Raw genomic sequence first — 16,013 nt, 5'->3', positions numbered from 1 at the left:
GCCGGGCCACCCCGGGTGCGGGCGTCCACGGGACGTGGCTTAGTGGGCTGCGAGCCCTGTACGAGATCCCCCCGATTCCTGGAGTGTGCGCGCATGCCCGACGCCGTCCCCGATCCCGTCGCGGTCCAGCCCGTCGTGGCTCCGCTGACCAATGCGGCGCTCTTCCTGGTCGGCACGATCGAGCCGGGCGGCGAGGACGCGGTACGGGAGGTGCTGCCGGACCTGGCCGCCGTCGCGCGCTCCCTCGGCTTCCGCTACCCGGACGCCGGCCTCGCCTGTGTGACGGGGTTCGGCTCCGCCGCCTGGGACCGTCTGTTCGGCGGGGAGCGCCCTGCCCACCTCCACCCGTTCCCCGAGCTGCGCGGCCGGCTCCACCACGCCCCGGCGACCCCGGGCGATGTGCTGCTGCACATCCGGGCCGAGCGGATGGACGTCTGTTACGAGTGGGCGGCGCAGCTGCTCACCAAGCTCGGCGGGGCGCTGCGCATCGTGGACGAGACGCACGGCTTCCGCTATCTCGACCACCGGGACCTGCTCGGTTTCGTGGACGGTACGGAGAACCCGGTGGGCGACGACGCCCGCTCGGCGGCGCTCGTCGGCGCGGAGGACCCGGAGTTCGAGGGCGGCAGCTATGTCGTCGTACAGAAGTACCTGCACGACCTGACCTCGTGGAACGCGCTCTCCGTGGAGGAGCAGGAACGCGTCATCGGCCGTACCAAGTTCGACGACGTGGAGTTCCCCGACGAGGAGAAACCCGCCGACTCGCACCTCGCGCTCAACACGATCACCGACCCGGACGGCACCGAACGCGACATCCTGCGGGCGAACATGCCGTTCGGGAACTTCGGGCAGGGCGAGTTCGGCACGTACTTCATCGGTTACGCGGCCGACCCCGACGTCACCGAACGCATGCTCCGCAACATGTTCCTCGGTGACCCGCCGGGCACGCACGACCGCATCCTCGACTTCTCCACGGCGGTCACCGGCACCCTCTTCTTCGCCCCCCACGCCGACTTCCTCGACGCCCCGCCGCCCCCGCCCGCCCTGATCCGTACCGGGGACCGGCCGGAACCGGTGCCCGCGCCGGTCCGGCAGGAGCCCGTCCCGGCCGGGTCGGACCACGGTTCGCTGCGCATCGGCAGCCTGCAAGAAAGCGCCCAGTGATGAACAATCTGCACCGCGAACTCGCACCGGTCACCCCCGCCGCCTGGGACGAGATCGAGGAGGAGGCCCGGCGCACGTTCCGACGCCATGTCGCGGGCCGCCGCGTCGTCGACGTCTCCGATCCCGACGGCCCGACGCTGTCGGCGGTCGGTGACGGCCACCTTCGCGGCATCGACCCGCCCACGCCGGACGTGGTGGCCCGGGCGCGTACGTCGATGCCGGTCATCGAGTGGCGGGTGCCGTTCACGGTGACCCGGCAGGCCGTGGACGACGTGGAGCGCGGCTCCGCCGACAGCGACTGGCAGCCCGTCAAGGACGCGGCGCGCACCTGTGCGTACGCGGAGGACATGGCGGTCATCGACGGGTACGCGGCGGCCGGGATCACCGGTCTGCGGGACGGTTCCTCGCACGACCCGCTGCCGCTGCCCGCCGATGCGCGGGACTACCCGGTGGCGGTCAGCCAGGCGGTGACGCGGCTGCGGCTGGCCGGTGTCGACGGACCGTACCGGCTGCTGCTCGGCGCCGACGCGTTCACCGAGGCCGCCGAGACGTCCGACCACGGGTATCCGGTCAAGACCCATCTGAGCCGTATCGTGGACGACGAGATCCTGTGGGCGCCCGCGGTCAAGGGCGGGGTGCTGCTCTCCACCCGGGGTGGCGACTTCGAACTCTGCCTGGGCCAGGACCTGTCGATCGGGTACGCGGACCACGACGCCACCAGCGTCCATCTCTACTTCCAGCAGGCGTTCACCTTCCGGATGCTGACGCCGGAGGCGGTGGTCGGGCTCATCGCCTGAGAGGCGGCCGTTCCAGAGTTATCCGCCGAAGACCTGTGGGGGCAGCCATCACCGACTCCGGCCGTACGACACAGACACCTTCCGCACCTTCCGCACTCCCTGCGCCCTCTGCGCCCCCTGGTCCTCCCGGGCCCGTCGGACGGCCCGCCGTCCGTTTCGACGCAGCCGTCCGGGCGGCCGTCGGGCAGGGGCTGCTGAGCGAGTCCCGCCCGGTGGCCGGGTTCGTCGACACGGACGGGGTCCGCTCGTCCGTCGCCGCGCTGCGGGAGGCGTTCGCCCACAGCCCCGGCGTACTGCACACCTTCGCGGCCAAGGCCTCCTCCCTCATCCCGGTCCTGCGGCTGCTCGCCGACTGCGGGATGGGGTGCGAGGTGGCGAGCCCGGGTGAGCTGCGGCTCGCCGTCGAGGCCGGTTTCGCGCCGGGGACGATCGTGCTGGACTCCCCCGCGAAGACCCGTGAGGAGATCCGGCTGGCGCTGGCCCTCGGGGTGGCCGTCAACGCCGACAGCATCGACGAACTTCGCCGCATCGACGCGCTGCGGAACCGGGACTCGGCCTCCGTCCTCGGGCTGCGGGTCAATCCTCAGGTGGGCGGCGGCGCGATCGGGCCCATGAGCACGGCGACGGACACCTCGAAGTTCGGGGTCGCGCTGCGCGACCCGGGTGCCCGAGAGGCGGTCGTACGCGCCTTCGAAGCCCGCCCGTGGCTCACCCGCCTGCATGCCCATATCGGCTCCCAGGGCTGCCCGTTGGAGCTGATCGCGGCGGGCGTGGCGGACACGTACGAGCTGGCCGAGGAGATCAACGAACGCCTCGGCACCCGGCAGGTCACCAGCCTGGACATCGGCGGCGGGCTGCCGGTCAACTTCACCGGCGACACCGTGCACCCCACCTACGCCTCCTACGTGGACGCCCTGACGGCGGCCGCCCCCGGGCTCTTCTCCGGGCGGTACGCGCTGGTCACCGAGTTCGGCCGGTCGCTGCTCGCGAAGAACGGCTTCATCGGGGCGCGGGTGGAGTACACGAAGGACGCGGGCGGCCGCCGGATCGCGCTCACCCACGCGGGGGCGCAGACCGCCACCCGTACCGTCTTCATGCCCGGCTCCTGGCCTCTGCGGGTCGGGGCGTTCACCGCGGACGGCTCACCGAAGCCGGGCCCGGCGCTGGCGCAGGACATCGCGGGCCCCTGCTGCTTCGCGGGCGATGTGGTGGCGCACGGCCGGGAGCTGCCGGAGCTGGCCGAGGGTGACTTCGTGGTGCTGTACGACACGGGGGCGTACTACTTCTCCACCCCGTGGGCGTACAACAGCCTGCCGCGCCCCGCGGTGTACGGCTTCCGCTCCTCGGCGCCGGACGGCGAGGTGCGGTTCGCGACGGTACGGGAGGCGCAGACGATGGACGCGATCGCCGCGGAGAGCGGCTTGGCGCACGCGGACGCGCTGACGGGGCTGGGCTGAGCCCGGATCCGTTTCGTACGGCCTTGGCGGCGCGGTGCGGCTTCGTACGGTGAAAGCCGGCCGGACCGGTTCCGTTCCGTACGGCCCGGGCGGCGCGGGGGCGGCTCTCGTCACCGGCCCCCGCGCAGCGCTACTACGGCCCCGCGGGCTCGGGCTGCGGCTCCGGGTCCGGCACGGGGTCCGGGCCGGGCGCCGGGGGCTGCGGGATCGGGTCCGGAGCCGGGCCCGGGGGTACCGGGGCGGGGCCCGGCGGCACGGGCGGCGGGCTCGGCACGGGGGTCGGCGGACCCGGCACGGGCGGAGGCGTCGGCGACGGCGGTACGGGGTCGGGGTACGGGTGGGTCATTTCGATCCTCCACAACGACATGAAACGGACAGATGGAGCTTTCCTCCACCGTCTCCCGGTGCGGCTGCCCCCGCCTGCCGAGTCCACACGTACGCACGGGCCGAAGGGACCGCGGGCCGCCCCTCACTCACCGGGACGGTCCATCGCCGAACCCCGCGAACCCCCACCCGGCCGGCGCTACGGTCGGCACGTGACCGAGCAGCCGCCTCGCACGACCGGGGCCCCCAGCCGAACACCCGTCCGCGACTCCCCCGCCCCCGAGCCGACGAACGCCTCGGCGCTCATCCGCAACGACGCCGGGCAGTACCTCATGCACCTGCGCGACCACCTGCCGGGCCTGATCCGGGAACCGGGTGCCTGGTCGCTCCTGGGCGGCGGCCGCGAACCGCAGGACCGGTCGCTGGAGGAGACGGTACGGCGGGAACTGCGGGAGGAGGCAGGCCTCGACCTGCCCGTACTGGAGTCGTACGCCGTCGAGAACGCGACGGGCATGGACGGCACGACGGTCCCGGTGGCGGTCCACTCCGGCCGCTGGAACGGGGACCCCGCGGAGCTCACGCTGACGGAGGGGGTGATGCTGCACTGGTTCGCCCCCGAGGACCTCCCCCGCCTGCGGATGAGCCGCTCGACCCTCGACCTGGTCCTCCGCCACGCGGCCGAAGCGGAACCCCCGCCACCGCCACCGCCACCGGCGACGGCGACACGTGCGGCGCACAGCACGACCGTCCCGCACATCATCGGCGTCCACCTCTACCTGGAGGACGCCGACGGCCGGGTGCTCCTCGGCCTGCGCCACCCGGGGTCCGCCTACGCCGGAGGGATGCACCACTTCCTCGCCGGGCACTGCGAGCGGGAGTCGGCCGTCGCCTGCCTGGTACGGGAGGCGGCGGAGGAGGCCGGTCTGGTGATCGACCCGGCCGACGTGGAGTTCGCCCACGCCGTCCATCTCACCGACACCCCGCAGGCGCAGCCACGGCTGCAGCTCGTCTTCCGGGCCCGCCACTGGCAGGGCACCCCCGAGGTCCTGGAGCCGGACCGGTGCGTCGGCTGGGACTGGTGGCACCCCGACGACCTCCCGGAACCGATCGTCCCGTACGCCCGTGCGGCCATCGGGTCCATCCGGGCCGGGGTGCCGTACAGCGAACTGGGGTGGGAGTGAGGCCCCGCCCACACCGGCCCGCCCCTCCCATACACCGACAGGAAGGCGTCCATCATGACCCTGCCGAACATGCCCCTGCCGAGCGTGTCCCTGCCGAGCCTGCTCGCCGTTCACGCCCATCCGGACGACGAGTCCCTCTTCTCGGGTGGCGTGCTCGCCCAGCACGCGGCCGCCGGGGCGCGGACCGCGGTGGTCACCACGACCTGGGTGGAAGGGAGTCACCGGGTCATCGAGCTCGCGCGGGCCCTGGAGATCCTGGGCGCGGGAGCGCCCCGGCTCCTCGGCTACGCGGACGCACGGGTTCCGGAGTCGGCCCCGGGGCGGCCCCGGTTCGTCGACGCGCCGTTGGACGAGGCGGTGGGGGCCCTGGTGGGCCACATCCGTGCCGTCCGGCCGCAGGTCGTGATCGCCCCGGACGCCTACGGCGGTATGACCGGCCACCCCGACCACGTACACACCCACCGGGTCACCGCCCTGGCCGTCCGGGCGGCGGGGCTCGCCCGGCTCTTCCCCGAGGCGGGTGACCCCTGGCAGCCGAGCGCCCTCTACCTGGCCACGCACCCGCACTCGGCCGCCGAGGAGGTGGGCGGGCGCCTGGGCCGCGAGGGTACTCCCACCGGTGCGTTCTACGTCTCGGACGACGCGTGGATCACCACGAAGGTCGATGTCGGCCCCTGGCTGCCCCAGAAGCTGGCCGCGATCCTCGCCCATCGCAGCGAGGTGGAACGGGGGGCCGCTCCCGGCCGGATCGCCGCTCTGCCGCCGGACGTGCAGCGCCGGATCCTGGGCACCGAGTGGTACATCCGCCGGGATCTCGTACTCCGCGGCGCGGCGGAGACGGCGCTGAGCGCCTGAGGCACAGCGGAACGGCGGGCTCCCGGGAACCGTCCGGGCGCCCGCCGCCGCACGGGCGCGTCAGAACAGCTCGGGATGGTTCCGCAGCTGCCGCTCCGCCTCCCGGACGAGCTCCTCCGGAGCCTCGGGGGCCTCGTCCGGGTGGCGTTGTGCCCACTTCGCCGCGTACGGGCACAGGGGCACGACGGGGACACCTTCCCGGGCGGCGATGGCGTAGAACTCGCGGACGAGGGCTCCCGCGATGCCTTTGCCCTCGTGTTCGGGGCGGACGACCGTGTGGACGGCCACGAGCGCGCCCGGGGCGGGCTCCATGACGAAGTACGCGATGGTGCCGGCGGCCTTCCCGTCCTCGTGGGCCGTCAGTGTGCCGCGTTCCCGGTCGTCACTGATCTCTACAGCAGCGTTCTCCGCCATGGGCTCCTGCTCTCCTCGTCTCCGGTGGAGCCGTCTCCGCGGAGTCGCTTCCGTGGAGTCGTTTCCGTTGGGGCGCGGGCGGCCGGTTCAGCCGCCCGCTACGACAGCCTGCGGGCTCCGCTCCGTACGGGTCCCGGGCACCGGCGCGGACGTGTCGGTGCCGAGCGCCACGATCCGGTTGTCCGCGTCGACGTGGACGACCTTCGGGGTGAGCGCGCGGGCCTCCGCGTCCTCGACCTGTGCGTAGCTGATCAGGATGACCAGGTCGCCGGGGTGCACGAGGTGTGCGGCGGCGCCGTTGATCCCGATGACACCGGAGCCTCGCTCGCCCTCGATGACGTACGTCTCCAGACGGGCGCCGTTGTCGATGTCGACGATATGGACCAGCTCGCCGGGCAGCAGGTCGGCGGCGTCCATCAGGTCGGCGTCGATCGTCACGGAACCGACGTAGTGCAGGTCGGCCTGGGTGACGGTGGCCCGGTGGATCTTGGACTTGAACATGGTGCGCAGCATCGAGGTACTCCTGGGCTAGGCTCCCTGCCTGCGTTTTTGCAGGTCAAGTGCTGTTCTCGCACCCTACAACGATTCGCAGGTTCGGTCAGCTTTCACTGGGTTCATTGAGGACTGATCAGGAGTCATCTTGCGTGAATCGACACTTCGGCCAAGCTCTCCGGCGCTCCAGTCGCACGAAGACCGCCCTGTCGAGCGAGTACTCATGGATGCAGCCGAGGCCGGAACACTAAAGTCCTGTACAAGACGGCCGAAGGGCCCTTGCACGGCTCTGGGCTGTCCGACGTAGCGGTGGTGTTCAAGTGTGGCGCTGGTAAAGGGCTTCCGTGCTGCGGACACCGAGGTTCCCGGTCCGGTGAGCGGGACAGCGGGGGCGCCCTGGAGGGGTGCAGGGGGTGCCGTCTCACGTGAGGTGCGACGGCCGACCGCCACCGAACTCAAACTCAGCGGGCCTCGCAACGGACTGGTGCGCCCCTCCCTGGTCTTGCGCTTGAAAGAACAATCAGGGCTTGAGCACCACTTTGGTTCATCCGGAGTCGCGATCATCAAAGTGACGGTAGACGTCGGCTGCCTCCGAAAGAGGCAGCTCGTGCGACACGAAGAAGGACGGCTTCGCCTGGCGCAGTGAATGAGATCACCGAGTGTATCGCGGCCAAGACATCGCGGATCGGTCTGCGGACCGGGGTCACGTGCCCCACCGTGCGCTGCCACCCCGCCATCATCACTCAGGCGGCCGCGACACTCGCCCTCTCGGAAGGCCGCTTCGTCCTAGGAGTCGGCTCGGGGAAGCGGCTCAACGAACACGCTGCTTTGGAGCGGGGGTACCGGTTCTACGAGGGGAAGCATCTGCGGCTGCAGGACGACGGGGCCTTCGACCTCCCCGGCGAAATGCCTCTGGTCGCGGTGGCCGCCAGCGGCCACATGTCGAGGCGCATCGTCGCCGAACTGGGCGACGGCCTGTTTGCCACGGAGGACAAGCCGAGCATCGTCCAGCACTACCGTGGCGCCGGCGGAACCGGCCCGTACGACGGCGATTTCGATGCTGCGACCACCACCGTGCGGATATTCTGGAGAGGTTGACCTGCGGAGCGGACCCCGGACGCTACATCGAGGCCGCCCAGAGCTACATCGACCCGGGTTTCGACAGGCTGGTCATGCAGGTCGCGGGCCCCGGCCCCGCCGGCTCCATCGACTTCTACCAGCGTGAGCTCGACGCGCGCATCCGACAGCCCAAGCCGAACAACGCGCGAGCCTGAAAGCTGTGGCCCCGTACGCCCCGGGGTCCGTTGTCGGCGCCTCCGCCGGAGGCACGCCCGCACAGCGCCTGGAAGGAGGAGACCCTTTGCGGCCACTCGCCCTCGACGAAGTGCCCATCCGCGTATGGAGCCGACCGAAACAGCCGAGATGGGCGAGCCGGGCGAGCCATTGTCCGAGGCGGCGACCACAGGTGTTTCGCGAGGTCGCCCGGTGATAAAGGATCGACCCATGACAGAGGCACCTCTGCAGATCAACGCCCTCATCATCGACGCTGACGGCCCCGAGCGGCTCGCCGCATTCTGGTCCGAGTTGCTCGGCCGTCCGATCGTGAACCGTACCGGCCCCTACGTCTGGCTGCGGCGGGAGAGGGGGCTGGGCTTGGGCTTTCAACAGGCCGGCGAGCCCAAGGCCGGGAAGAACCGCATGCACTTCGACATCACCTCCCCCGACCCGGGAGCCGAGCGGCAGCGAGTCGAGGCACTCGGAGGGCGACGGCTGGAAGAGTACGCCGACGGCGGTTTCCTGGTGATGGCCGACCCCGAGGGCAACGAGTTCTGCATCATCCCCGAGGGCCCGGGCTCCGTCGGCCTCGATGACCAGGGGCACGCCCACTACCTCGATTGAACTCTGCAGTTCGGCCCGGCCCGCTGCGGGCGGGACGGTACCGCAGCGCCCTCGCGTACCGATGTCAGAAGTCGACGTCGTCCGCTGGGGTGATCCTGGCATAGATGACCGGGACATGCTCCGATCGGGCGCGGGCGATGAGCCTCGCGATGTGGGGCAGTGCGCTCCGGACGGATGGAACGAGCAGGTCGGCATCGGGGTGATCGTATGTATTGATCATGTCGACCACGATGAGCGCGTTGCTCTTCATGGCTGCATCATCGCAAAGGGGCCGCTCGTGTCCCGGCCCTCTACCTGTCTGTGTGTTTCGCGATTGACAGGGTGGGAACCCGGCACACTCGTTCGCGAATGCCGACGAAGTAGGGAGCGGACTGTGCGCGCACTCACCTATCAGGGAAAGCGGGATGTTCGGGTGGAGACGGTCCCGGACCCGAAAATCCAGGATCCGACGGACGTCATTGTCAAGATCACGTCCACCGGGATCTGCGGATCCGACCTTCACCTGTGCGAGGCCCTTTCACGTGGATCACCGAAGCCGACTTTGCGCACCTCGTGGCGAAATCCCTGAAGATGCGTGTCACCGGTTCGGACGGATGACAGGGAATGCTCAGGCATCGGCCGGACGAGGCCGGCAAAGAACGGGTTCCTTCGTCGCGGGTTGGGCCCCCGCCCGCTTCCGGTCACCGAGGTCGTTGTTTCGCTCCAGAGGCTGGGCGCGTGCTGTTGTGCGAGATTGAAGCCCTGGCATTCGGGACTCGTCCCTTCTGGCCTCGGCGACCGGCAGCATCGACCAAGGGGTGAGCTGGCATGCAGACGTTCTTGCCCTATCCCGACTTCGTCGCTTCCGCCGCATCGCTCGACTCCCGGCGCTTGGGCAAGCAGCGCGTCGAAGCACTTCAGGTGTTGCGCGGCCTGACGGTCCCTGGTTACGGGTGGCGTCACCACCCGGCTGTTCGCATGTGGACGGGCTATCAGGAGGCGCTGGTGCGGTACGGGCTCGAGGTCTGCCGGGTGTGGACGGCTACCGGGCGCGCGGATACGTGCGCCGTTTCACTCGTGGCCGGCTTGCCGCCCCGAGGAACGGATCTGGGTGTGCGTTCGCAGGCTGAACTCGCAGCGGACCACGAATTGCCGCCGTGGTTGGGGAACCCCGCCTTCCACCGTAGTCACCGGTCCGCGCTTCGGAGCAAGGACCCGGCCATCTACGTCCCTCTCTTCCCGGACGACCCCGACGGCCTGCCCTACGTCTGGCCGGCTTCGGACCGCTCCGGATAGCTGAAGGACTCCGCAATTCCGAGGATCGCAATCTTCGGCACAACGTGGTCACCCACGGGTGTGCTCCGGGTCACTCCATTCCCTCGGGCCGGCACTCGCTGCCGGGGCCGAGAGCCCAACGTCCGGTGGAATGGTTCCGCAGGCGCAGTTCCACCCCCGCAAGTACCTTCTGGCTCTGGCCGACGACATCACGGCACAAGGCGGCCTCATTTACGAACGAGTCCGCGTGACCGGGCTCAGCGAGGGCAGTCCCTGCAAGGTGACCACCGAGGGGGGTGTGACGATCACCGCGGAGGACGTCATCGTCGCCACTCACTTTCCGGTGTTCGACCGGGCACTCCACTTCGCTCGCTTGTCACCGCGCCGGGAACTGGTTGTCGCCGCCCCCATTGCGGTCGGTAGGGCGCCGAAGCATATGTGCGTCACCGACGACATGGGAAAGCGATCGGTCCGTACCGCGCCTCTCGACGGGGGCCGACGGCTGCTCGTTGTCACGGGTGAAAGTTTTACGCCCGGCGCGGGTGACAGCCACCAACGGTTCTTGCGGCTGGACCGCTGGATGCACGACCACTTCCCGGTCGGCGAGACGGCGTACCGGTGGGCCGCTCAGGACAACGATGTGAGCGACGGTGTGCCGCTGGTCGGCCTTTTCCACCCGGGTGCGCGCCATGTGTATGTGGCCACCGGATTCGGCGGCTGGGGCATGAGCGGAGGCGCCATGGCCGGACAGCTGCTTGCGGCGCTGGTCACCGGCGCGCAACCCGAATGGGCCGGGCTGTACGACCCCCGCCGCCTGTGGAGCACCCTGAGGGAGGCACCTGCCCTGCTCAAGCAGCAGGTCGAGGTGGTTCGGCACTTCGTGGGCGACAGGGCAAAGACCACGCATGTGGATTCGGTCGCCGAGATCGCCCCGGGATCAGGCGCGGTCGTCCGAATCGAGGGGCGCCATTGCGCCGTCTATCGCGAGGAGGACGGAACTGCCCATGCTGTGTCGGCGCGCTGTACCCATCTCGGTTGCCTGGTCTCCTTCAACGAGGCCGAAACGGCATGGGAGTGCCCCTGCCATGGATCGCGGTTCGGCATCGACGGCAAGGTGCTCCACGGCCCCGCCCTGCGGCCGTTGTCTCCCCGGAAAGTCTGATCACCGTCAAGGCAGGTCATAGCAGCGCTCTGGAGGCGACTGCCACGGGCAGACAGGGCAGTTGCCTCTCCAGCGCTCGACGTGCAGTTCAGTCAGTCGGCGCCGACATCGCGTGTGGAGACACGAATGGTAGCCATGGTGGTATCGGAGGCGTCGGGAACAAGCATTCCTGCGTCCACGCCGGTCCGCAGGTAGTCAACTACGGCCTGGTCGAGGACTTCGCCCGGGAGAACGGCGGGGATTCCGGGCGGGTACGGCGTGAGCATTTCGGCGCAGATCCGGCCGACCGCTCGTTCTGCCGGTACCTGCTCAACGGCACCGAAGAAGGCGTCGCGTGGCAGTGTCGCCTGCCGGAGACGCAGTTCGCCGGGGTCCGGAACGCGGATATCTGGAGCGGGTGGCAGTTCGTCGGCGTGCGCAACCAGGTCACGCAGGCCCTCAAGGAGGCGTGCCGTCGTCGTGTCGTCGTCAGCGTGGGTGAGCTGGGCGTTGATACGCCTGTGGTCGGAGGTGTGCAGATTGATCCGGTGGTGTCGGCGGAGCCAGTCGGCTGCGTCATATCCGCTGAGCTTGAGACCGTTCAGATCGATGAAGACCTGTAGCGGGTCCATGTCGAACGCTCGCCCCGGCGCGCAGAAGTCTTCGCGGTCGTTGACGTGCAGGCCCTCGATGTTCTCGATCTCCGCACGTACACGGCGGGCCCTCGAGAGAGCGTCGTCCAGGAGCTCACGGCCGTGTTCCACCATCTGACGGCGCCAACCGTCCAGAGCAGCGTAGATGAGGACCGAGGGGCTGGTCGTGTCCAGCAGGTCGGCGCGGGAGGCGAGCGTTTTCACATCGATCAGTTCGCCCTGCAGGTGGAAGACCGATCCCTGCTCAAGGCCCGAACCCATTTTATGGACCGAAGTCACGCACACATCCGCGCCGGCGTCCATGGCCCAGGTGGGCAGGTCAGGGTGGAAAGGCAGATGAGCACCCCAGGCTTCGTCCACGATCAGCGGCACACCTCGCTCGTGGCACAGCGCCGCAATGGCCTGAATGTCGGCGCAGGTGCCGTAAGGGGTGGGACTGGTGATCAAGGCCCCCCGTGCGTCCGGATGTTCCGCGAACGCCGACAGGAGTGCCTCGGGAGCCGGCGGGTGAGCCAGGCGGAGGGCGGGGTCCCACCGAGGCTCCACCCATACCGGACGAATACCCGCAAGGATCAGGCCCGAGACAACTGATTTATGCGCGTCTCGACTGACCAACAGCTTCTCGTGCGGTCCTGCGGCGGCGAGCATGGCGGCCTTCACGGACAGTGAGCTGCCGCAGGTGGAGAAGAACGTGTGCTCGGCGCCGACGGCGTCGGCCATCAACTCCTCCGCTCGCTTCAGGACCCCTTGTGACGAGGTGCGGTCGTCCAAGCCGGACACGGCCAGCATGTCCGCGTCGAAGACCGGATCTCCCAGAACCGCCCGAACCCTGGGGTCAGCTCCCCGGCCCTGCTTGTGGCCGGGCGGTGTGAACGGCATGAGGTTTCGTGCGTGGTACGCCTTCAGAGCGTCCAGTACAGGAACTTGCGAATGGTCCATACTGCGCAGCTTCCCACTGAAGGAGTGAGGAAACGAGGAGGGGGGCACAGCCGAAAGGGAAAATGCCGACACCCGAGAACGCCCTTTGGGAGCACACGAACCCGTGGCAGTGAGACGATGGCATCTTGGGAAAATTCCCTGATCTGAGCGAAACGCCAACTACATATGAGCACGCCGATGAAGACCTCCCGGTCTTTACGGCGTCAGGCTCTACCGCACATCGTCAGGCTACGGAAACGAGCCGCGTACACCTGGAGAATGACCCATGACTGACCACGAGCGGCTCTTGAGCGGTCGCACGGCCGTCGTGACCGGTGGCGCACGTGGGCTCGGCAAGGCCATCGCCAAGGAATTGGCTGCCCGTGGGGTCAACGTGGCTCTGCTCGGCCTGGAGGAGGACGCCCTCGCTCGGACGGCCACCGAACTCCCGACAGTGTCGCGGTCCTGGCCCGTGGATATTACCGACGACGACGCGATGGTCCACGCTGCTGAGGACGTGCACCGTCTCATGGGCCCCGTTTCGATCGTTGTCGCCAACGCAGGAGTGGCCGAAGCCGGCCCTTTCCTCGACTCGGATCCGGCAAGTTGGCGACGCGTGATCGAGGTCAACCTGATCGGCAGCGCAGTCACCGCCCGCTCGTTCCTGCCGCAGCTGCTCGACACTCGCGGCCACTACCTCCAGATCGCATCGATCGCGTCCATCGGAGCGGTGCCGATGATGAGTGCCTACTGCGCGTCCAAAGCCGGCGTGGAATCCTTCGCCAACTCCCTGCGTGCCGAAACGGCCCCCTGCGGGGTGAGCGTCGGGATCGCGTATCTCAACTGGATTGACACAGACATGATTCGCGACGCCGACCGTTACACGGTGATGAGGAAACTCCGAAGCCATATGCCGCAGCCCGCCCGCGCCGTCAGTTCCGTCGAACATATGGCCCACCGCGTGGTCACCTCGGTAGAGAGACGTGCGTCCTCCGTGTACGCACCGGGGTGGCTTCGGAGCAGCCAGTTGGTGCGCGGCGTTCTGCCGGGAGTAATCACTCAGGTAGCCCGTAGGAAGTTGACGCACTCCCGGTATACAGCGACGGGGCTGCTGGGAGCCGGAGGACGAGCAGCACGGCGCGCGACCGTTCGGAATGGCGGAAGAACAGCAGATCCGCGCTGAGGGCCCGGAGCGAAACCCTGTCAGCAGAGCCAGGCCGTCACTTGGTGGGCTTCCCCGCCCGGGCGGCCCAGGGCATCGCAGGGGTGTGCAGGCGGTATACGCTCCCGGCGCGCAGCGCGGCGCGGGCCGCGTTCGCGCCGGGGGCCCCGTGCACGCCGCCACCGGGATGTGCGGAGGCGGAGGCGAGGTACAGGTTCTTCACCGGTGTCTCGGGCCGTCCCGTGCCCGGGGTCGGGCGGAACACCAGCTGCTGGTGCGCGGCGGCGGTGCCGCCGTTGATCGCGCCGCCGAGCAGGTTGGCATCCATGGCCTCGATGGTCGGAGGAGCGAGAACCCGACGGGAGAGGACACGCGATCGGAACCCCGGCGCCCAGCGCTCGATCTCGTGCTCCATCCGGTCGGCCATGGCTTCCTGTTCGCGCCGGTCCCACCGCCCCGTGAGGGCGTCCTCGCCGGCGTCTCCCTTGATGCGGTGCGGAACATGGGTGTAGGCCCAGGCCGACTCGGTGCCGGCGGGTGAGCGTGTGGCGTCCGCCGTGGTCATCTGCCCGAAGAGGAGGAAGGGACGGTCGGGCACCTGCCCGGTCGCGATCTGCGCGGCGAACCGGGTGAGACCGTCGACCCCGTCGGCCAGGTGAACCGTCCCCGCCGTGGACGCCTCACCGGCGGTCCACGGCACCGGTCCGTTCAGCGCCCAGTCGACCTTGAAGGTAGCGAAGTCCCACTGGAAGCGACGCAGATCGTTCAGCAGCCGATCAGGTAGGAACCGGGGGTCGACCAGTCCGCCGTAGAGCGCCGGTGCGGAGACATCGGCGAGCACGGCACGGGAGGCCGGAACGGATTCACCGCTCGCGGTGCGTACGCCGACCGCGCGTCCTGCGCGTACGACGATCTCGTCCACGCGCTCCCCGCACCGGACGACACCGCCGTGCCGCTCCAGTCGGCGCACCAGGGCCGTTGTGAGCGCCCCGGCCCCTCCGACCGGCACGGGAAATCCGTAGGTCTGGCCGAGCATGGACATCAGCCAGCCGAAACCTCCGCTGCCTGCCGCCTCGGGGCCGAGATCCGCGTGCAGCGCGTTCCCCGCAAGGAGGAGCCTCGCCGCTTCGCCGCGGAACTCCTCCTCACCGAGGCGACGCACGGGCAGGACCATCGTCCGCGCCAGACGAAGTCCCCCGGCCGCCCTGAGCTTGGCGGCCAGCCGGACGGTGGCCCGTACGGGTGGGAAAGGGGTGAACAGCGCGCGCAGGATGTCGGGGCCCAGACGGGTCCAGGTGCCGTACAGATCGAGCCAGGCCGCCCCGTCACCCGCCGCGAACGTATCCAGACCCGCCGCCGTCTCCCGCAACTCCCGTTCGAGCACCGCACACCGGCCGTCCGACAGCGGGTGGGCCAGCACCCGAGGGGCGCGGCTCCATTCGAGCCCCTCCTCCTGGAGCTCCAGCCCGCCGAGTACGGGTGACGCCGCGGCCAGTGGATAGAAGGCACTGAAGAGGTCGCTCACGTAATCCGGATGGACTCCACGATCGCTGCGGACCGCACCACCGGGTTCCGGCTGCGCCTCCAGCACCTCCACACTCCACCCCGCGGCGGCGAGAAGATTCGCCGCGACGAGCCCGTTGGGTCCCGCGCCGATGACCACCGCATCCGGCATCGCTGCCTCCTCATGTTCCCGCCGAGCCACTACTGGCCGGCCACTCTGTCGTCCTACGGGCGGGTGCGACGGTCATGCGACCTGGTGTTCGCGCCTTGGGGTCCTCTCGACCACTTCCGCCAGACGGGCGAGCATGGTGCGGTGACGCACCTGGACGAACGCGTCGATGGCGGTGTTGTGGAGCTTCGCGGCGGGCCCTCGCAAGGGATGCTCATCGATGATCACCAGCGTGTTCCGTCCCCAGCGACGTACCTTCAGCGCGATCCGGGCGGTGCCCAGCCATCCGCTCTCGGCCTCCAGCTCCAGCACGTGCGGGGCCTCACAGCGCCGGACGACGGTGCGTCCCTGGGCGGACCACCAGCCCAGCTGGACCGTGTACGTGATGTCGGCGCCGACCTCGGGCCAGGTACCTTCGTCGGGCGTCGACTCAGATGTTCCCACCACCCAGTCGCCGTAGCGCGTGGGATCGGCGAGGACCGCCCAGACGTCCTCGACCGGACGTTCGATCAATCGGTGTCGTACAGCCATCGGTTTCTCCAGCTCTCGTCGAATCCGCAGGCCCTCACGTACCCGACCTCTTCTGCCCTACGCTCCACCTTCGCAGGCATACGAGGGGCCCGCCGTCTG

General features: G+C 69.5%; 13 protein-coding genes and 4 pseudogenes. 11 read left to right on the top strand and 6 right to left on the bottom strand.

Going from position 1 to position 16,013, the window contains the following annotated elements:
* Positions 1-93: 93 nt before the first annotated feature.
* The 5 genes from IE264_RS10910 to IE264_RS10890 all read left to right on the top strand — a co-directional run bounded on the left by IE264_RS10910 (position 94) and on the right by IE264_RS10890 (position 5,778).
* A complete protein-coding gene (locus IE264_RS10910; RefSeq protein WP_032756799.1) occupies positions 94-1,164 on the top strand; it encodes a Dyp-type peroxidase in 1,071 nt (356 codons plus the stop codon).
* Complete coding sequence (locus IE264_RS10905; RefSeq protein ID WP_032756800.1) at positions 1,164-1,961, top strand: family 1 encapsulin nanocompartment shell protein; 798 nt, start codon at positions 1,164-1,166, stop codon at positions 1,959-1,961. The genes IE264_RS10910 and IE264_RS10905 overlap by 1 nt, the downstream gene beginning before the upstream one ends.
* Positions 1,962-1,996: 35 nt before the next feature.
* On the top strand, positions 1,997-3,418 hold the full coding sequence (locus IE264_RS10900) for a type III PLP-dependent enzyme domain-containing protein (RefSeq protein ID WP_051821803.1): 1,422 nt from the start codon (positions 1,997-1,999) through the stop codon (positions 3,416-3,418).
* Positions 3,419-3,954: 536 nt separating this feature from the next.
* Positions 3,955-4,923: an NUDIX hydrolase gene (locus IE264_RS10895; protein WP_032756801.1), complete on the top strand. Its 969-nt coding sequence runs from the start codon at positions 3,955-3,957 to the stop codon at positions 4,921-4,923.
* A gap of 84 nt (positions 4,924-5,007) precedes the next feature.
* Positions 5,008-5,778 (top strand): PIG-L family deacetylase, encoded by a 771-nt coding sequence (locus IE264_RS10890; protein WP_032757062.1) that lies wholly within the window; start codon positions 5,008-5,010, stop codon positions 5,776-5,778.
* A gap of 60 nt (positions 5,779-5,838) precedes the next feature.
* On the opposite strand, the gene IE264_RS10885 is transcribed toward IE264_RS10890, so the two are convergent.
* Together IE264_RS10885 and panD are read right to left on the bottom strand one after the other, a co-directional pair.
* A complete protein-coding gene (locus tag IE264_RS10885) occupies positions 5,839-6,192 on the bottom strand; it encodes a GNAT family N-acetyltransferase (protein ID WP_015612838.1) in 354 nt (117 codons plus the stop codon).
* 87 nt (positions 6,193-6,279) lie between these two features.
* Entirely contained in the window at positions 6,280-6,705 is a 426-nt protein-coding gene (gene panD / locus IE264_RS10880) for an aspartate 1-decarboxylase (protein WP_031124841.1), read from the bottom strand.
* A gap of 642 nt (positions 6,706-7,347) precedes the next feature.
* Between panD and IE264_RS10875 the strand changes: the two are divergent.
* Positions 7,348-7,958, top strand: a pseudogene (locus tag IE264_RS10875) (LLM class flavin-dependent oxidoreductase); the annotation flags it as partial.
* Positions 7,959-8,187: 229 nt separating this feature from the next.
* Positions 8,188-8,583 carry a VOC family protein gene (locus tag IE264_RS10870; protein WP_032756802.1) on the top strand — a complete coding sequence of 132 codons (396 nt, stop codon included), beginning with the start codon at positions 8,188-8,190 and terminating at the stop codon, positions 8,581-8,583.
* A 97-nt stretch (positions 8,584-8,680) separates the two neighbouring features.
* Here the strand turns inward: IE264_RS10870 and IE264_RS10865 are convergent.
* Positions 8,681-8,833: pseudogene (locus tag IE264_RS10865) on the bottom strand (cysteine hydrolase); the annotation flags it as partial.
* A gap of 123 nt (positions 8,834-8,956) precedes the next feature.
* On the opposite strand from IE264_RS10865, the pseudogene IE264_RS10860 reads away from it, so the two are divergent.
* From IE264_RS10860 to IE264_RS10850, 3 genes and pseudogenes are all read left to right on the top strand, one after another.
* Positions 8,957-9,100: pseudogene (locus IE264_RS10860) on the top strand (glutathione-dependent formaldehyde dehydrogenase); the annotation flags it as partial.
* Between the two features lie 290 nt (positions 9,101-9,390).
* On the top strand, positions 9,391-9,858 hold the full coding sequence (locus IE264_RS10855) for an MSMEG_6728 family protein (RefSeq protein ID WP_015612817.1): 468 nt from the start codon (positions 9,391-9,393) through the stop codon (positions 9,856-9,858).
* 4 nt (positions 9,859-9,862) lie between these two features.
* Positions 9,863-10,999 (top strand): annotated as a pseudogene (locus IE264_RS10850) (FAD-dependent oxidoreductase); the annotation flags it as partial.
* Positions 11,000-11,091: 92 nt separating this feature from the next.
* Here IE264_RS10850 and IE264_RS10845 read toward each other — a convergent pair.
* Positions 11,092-12,570 (bottom strand): aminotransferase class I/II-fold pyridoxal phosphate-dependent enzyme, encoded by a 1,479-nt coding sequence (locus tag IE264_RS10845; protein ID WP_032756805.1) that lies wholly within the window; start codon positions 12,568-12,570, stop codon positions 11,092-11,094.
* Positions 12,571-12,835: 265 nt separating this feature from the next.
* Here IE264_RS10845 and IE264_RS10840 point away from each other — a divergent pair, with 265 nt between their 5' ends.
* Positions 12,836-13,732, top strand: coding sequence for an SDR family oxidoreductase (locus IE264_RS10840; protein WP_032756806.1), 897 nt, complete (start codon positions 12,836-12,838; stop codon positions 13,730-13,732).
* Between the two features lie 37 nt (positions 13,733-13,769).
* Here the strand turns inward: IE264_RS10840 and IE264_RS10835 are convergent, their stop codons facing one another.
* Positions 13,770-15,386 (bottom strand): phytoene desaturase family protein, encoded by a 1,617-nt coding sequence (locus tag IE264_RS10835; protein ID WP_032756807.1) that lies wholly within the window; start codon positions 15,384-15,386, stop codon positions 13,770-13,772.
* Positions 15,387-15,458: 72 nt separating this feature from the next.
* Entirely contained in the window at positions 15,459-15,914 is a 456-nt protein-coding gene (locus IE264_RS10830) for an SRPBCC family protein (RefSeq protein ID WP_015612809.1), read from the bottom strand.
* Positions 15,915-16,013 lie beyond the last annotated feature (99 nt).

Source organism: Streptomyces microflavus (genome assembly GCF_014650075.1).
In the GTDB taxonomy this organism is placed as follows: Bacteria; Actinomycetota; Actinomycetes; order Streptomycetales; family Streptomycetaceae; genus Streptomyces; species Streptomyces microflavus.
The sequence above is the reverse complement of the archived record's forward strand: the minus strand, read 5'-3'. Positions and strand labels throughout refer to the sequence as shown.